This is a genomic window from Peribacillus sp. NPDC096540 (genome assembly GCF_050278525.1).
In the GTDB taxonomy this organism is placed as follows: domain Bacteria; phylum Bacillota; class Bacilli; order Bacillales; family DSM-1321; genus Peribacillus.
Map to the genome: position 1 here is coordinate 1 of NZ_JBNNTG010000099.1, position 2,615 is coordinate 2,615.

General features: G+C 33.3%; 1 protein-coding gene, 1 rRNA gene and 1 pseudogene. 1 reads left to right on the top strand and 2 read right to left on the bottom strand.

The genetic code is table 11. The annotated features are described in order from the left end of the window. The first annotated feature begins 801 nt into the window (after positions 1-801). Positions 802-1,359 carry a shikimate kinase gene (locus tag ACQKMR_RS28315; RefSeq protein WP_427700237.1) on the top strand — a complete coding sequence of 186 codons (558 nt, stop codon included), beginning with the start codon at positions 802-804 and terminating at the stop codon, positions 1,357-1,359. A gap of 114 nt (positions 1,360-1,473) precedes the next feature. On the opposite strand, the pseudogene ACQKMR_RS28320 reads toward ACQKMR_RS28315, so the two are convergent. Together ACQKMR_RS28320 and rrf are read right to left on the bottom strand one after the other, a co-directional pair. Beyond that, positions 1,474-1,844, bottom strand: a pseudogene (locus ACQKMR_RS28320) (substrate-binding domain-containing protein); the annotation flags it as partial. A 678-nt stretch (positions 1,845-2,522) separates the two neighbouring features. Then, positions 2,523-2,615 (bottom strand): 5S ribosomal RNA (gene rrf, locus ACQKMR_RS28325); the annotation flags it as partial.

Below are 2,615 nucleotides of genomic sequence, written 5' to 3' on the forward strand. Positions count from 1 at the left end.
TGTTTGACTTGCTCATTTTGCTTTTTTAATAGTGTGTGCTCACTTTAAAAATTTACGTTGGCGCTTTGTTTTGTTCAGTTTTCAAAGAGCAATTTTATCGTCGTTCTTTCAAACAACTTGTTTATTAATCATAACACACTATTGATTAGTTGTCAACTTCTGCGAAGTTTTTAACTTATTTTAATTCACTGTGTTTTTCAGCGACCATTTCATCTTAACATTTTCATAATAAGAAGTCAATAGTTATTATTTCTTTTAGTAATCTACCAAAAGTGATGATTTTTTTGTTTGTCGTACTTGGTGCTTATTTATATTAATCCTTTCCTATCTTAAAGTCAACTGATTTTTAGCTATGAATCATTTTTTCTTTTTACCTCCATTTATTAATATATATATAGGTGCTTTACCTACTCTTTCTTAGAGAATGTGGAAAATGAAAAGCTTTTGTCTATTAATAGTCTCCAATCTATCATCGATACTGATGCTCGTACTGGATATAAGTTTGAAACCATAATTTTATGAAACATAAAACACATTTATCATGACTGAGTAATCATTACTTGGGTTAGATTCAGCTCTAGTAAAGAAGCAGAGTGATACATATTCAACCACTTATTGAACAAAGCTTAAAAAATGGAGTAAATATTAAAGTAATATAGCTGATATCCCTTACCTATTATCTAAATATTAGAAAAATATTTTTTTTACAAATTTACTGTCATGTACTATAATAAATTTATTTTAAAAGATTGAGGAAAGACTTTTAATCAATATAAAAATAGTTGGAAGAGGGATTTATAAATGATTAATAAAAACACATCTTTGAGGATGCAAAGTATCGTTTTTATAGGTTTTATGGGGGTAGGAAAAACCACAATCGGACAAAAAGTAGCCAGGAAATTATATAGAGATTTTATTGATATAGATCAAGAAATTGAAAAAGAATTTAACATGCCCACCACAGAAATATTCAAGAAGTTTGGGGAAAAGACTTTCCGCGAAAAAGAAAAAAGTATGATTGATTACTTTAGCCAACAGCAATTGAAAATCATTTCCGTTGGTGGCGGAGCTTTTTTACAAGAGGATATACGAAAAATTTGTCTTTCTAATTGTATTGTGTTCTACCTGGACTTATCTTGGGAATATTGGAAAGAGAGAATAGGGTTGCTTATTGATAGTAGACCAGTGTTACAAAGTCGAAGCCTTGAAGAAATAGAAGAACTTTTTAATACCAGACAGGAAATATACTCCTATCACCATTCAAAAGTGAATATGAATGACCTTGATGTCGATGAGGTAGCAGATTATATTGTTGATTCATTGAAAGTCGCCTGGGATATTTACGAACCACTTAAGTAATTCCACGAGTTGATTACCAAATAAAACCTAAGAAAAGAATAATAAAAAAGATGAAAAGAATACAGCGATAAGAGATACTCCCTCTTCCTGTAAACTAATCACCTTTTTTTCTTTTTAGGAGGATTCTCTAATAATCAGTTCAGGATTTAATATATTACGCTGTTGTTCATGATCAATATACACCATTTTTTGGTACAAAAGATTCGCAGCTTCTTTCCCCATACGTTGAGTAAATGAAGAAACAGTTGTTAACGGAGGATGATAGATTTCTGCTACTGGAACATTATCGAATCCTACGATGTCTATATCTTGACCAGGAATCAATCCTTTCATCCTTAACCCTTCATAACGCCGAAAGCAATTAAGTCGCTAAAGCAAAAAATTGCTGTAGGGGGATCAGGATTATTAAGGACTTCAAATACAGCCTCTAACCCTCCCTCTCGTGTCGGAGCACTATCTATCATTAACGATTCGTCAACTTCCAAGTGTCAAACTTATGAAATATTCCTTTATACAGCATTCAAAAATATTAGATATCACTCCAACATGCATTTTTGTTTGTTTTTTCAATTGTACCAAGAAGGGGATATCTACTTGTATCCGTATCCGCCTGTGCCCCTTGTCGGGTGCCCAAAAACAAACTATAGACAGAAGTAAAAGCAGTCTGTGGTGCTGCTGATATATGTCCTTGCCTTATGCTCGTTGTCCCACGTTTTAAAGATATGGATTATATCCATAAAGACACTAAGGACTTTCAAGCCTTTTCTTTCAAGTAACTTGAGCGTCTTCAGTTAAGACTATCTAAAGTTTTTTTCGTATCCCATAGACAATGATGAACTAGAATTTTTGACCTTCCGTATCTCTTTATTCTCTTCTAAGGTAATTAATGGGGCTAGTTCTACTATTGCTTCCTGAAACTATTTACCATTTGTGTTTTTCTAATTCTGACACTTTCTATCTTGGCTCTACCCTTATGTCTCAACAATTCAAGGATCAGGATCCTCCCTAAATTCTAACAATATAATAATAGAAGAAAAAAGTAGAATTATTTCAAGTCTTTTCTCTAGCATACCTTTTAAATGGCTTCATTACTTTTTTCGATACTCATTTTATTAAAAGACGCAAAAAAAAGACCAGCCAGGATGGCTGATCTTTTCAAAGTGGCTTGGCGGCGTCCTACTCTCACAGGGGGAAACCCCCAACTACCATCGGCGCTGAAGAGCTTAACTGCCGTGTTCGGAATGGGAACGGGTGTG

What these genes read in the sequence shown, in the direction of transcription:
- ACQKMR_RS28315 (WP_427700237.1), top strand. Translation starts at nt 802, where the DNA reads ATGATTAATAAAAACACATCTTTGAGGATGCAAAGTATCGTTTTTATA.